The 879-nt window shown below is 56.2% G+C and carries 2 protein-coding genes; one reads left to right on the top strand and one right to left on the bottom strand.

Annotated features, from left to right (window positions below):
- Positions 1-240 (top strand): hypothetical protein (locus AB4Z23_RS27285; protein ID WP_441361157.1); only part of this gene is annotated, 240 nt, incomplete at its 5' end.
- Here the strand turns inward: AB4Z23_RS27285 and AB4Z23_RS27280 are convergent.
- Positions 220-879 (bottom strand): hypothetical protein (locus tag AB4Z23_RS27280; protein ID WP_441361156.1); only part of this gene is annotated, 660 nt, incomplete at its 5' end. The two genes, AB4Z23_RS27285 and AB4Z23_RS27280, sit on opposite strands and share 21 nt — an antisense overlap.

The raw sequence follows: 879 nt of genomic DNA, 5'->3' as shown, positions 1-879 counted from the left end.
CGCATACTTCAATTCTCCCGGCGCGCCCGGCGCTGTGGAATTGAAACGCGCGAACACGGCCGCCTTTCTGAAATTTGTGTCGCAGAACTGGCTCTGGGAAGCTTTTCCTGGTCCAGCGCTCACCCGTCAGCCAACAAGCTTCGAGGCTCGATCTCAGTTTCTACCTTCATTACGGCACCTGTTAAGGTAATCACTTGGGCCAAGGAATTGGCCTTAGGGCTAGTTGGCGTGTTCGGCTGAGCCCGTATCACTTGGAAAGCCACCCTCCGGAAGGTTCTCGACTGCCGCAGCCGCCGCTTCAATATCGAGAGCATAGCTGACGAACGACAGCCGCCACTCATCGAGCGCGAATATCTGCTCGTATTCAAACATGGCATCGAAGAGCATCGATGACACCCTGTCGTCCTCCAGGTACGTGCGGAGGAACGCCGGCGTCAGAGATTGCCCTTCCCAGAGGCAACGCTCCACCAGTTCCTCCTTGGCGACCGTCGGCAGCCCGCCATCATTCTCCACGGATGCACTGATCGTCCTGATCACGCCGGTTCGGATCATATTTACGAGCTCCGGCAATCGCCGGACAGGATGACCAGCGACACGCAGCCCTGAGAACATCCCATTGCCCGACACGATGCAGGTGACGATCGTGTCCGATGGACCAACCGGCCAATCCAGTCGCCGGTAGAATTCTTTCTCGATCGCAGGCTCGCAAAGAAGGTTCATTAGCCGATCGAGTTGATAGGCGGCGTGGTTCATGTGTTTGTAGGAGGTCCTGAGCTCGTGGACATTGCAAGAAAGCACGGGATGCTTGCATTCGAACAGGAAAAGGTCGTTGCCGAAGCGACAGACAACATCGATCTCGATTTTTTGTCCCTCCAATGT

It is taken from the genome of Agrobacterium sp. MCAB5 (assembly GCF_052114365.1).
Lineage (GTDB): Bacteria > Pseudomonadota > Alphaproteobacteria > Rhizobiales > Rhizobiaceae > Agrobacterium > Agrobacterium tumefaciens.
Note: the sequence above shows the minus strand (reverse complement) of the source record. Positions and strands in the feature narration are given on the sequence as shown.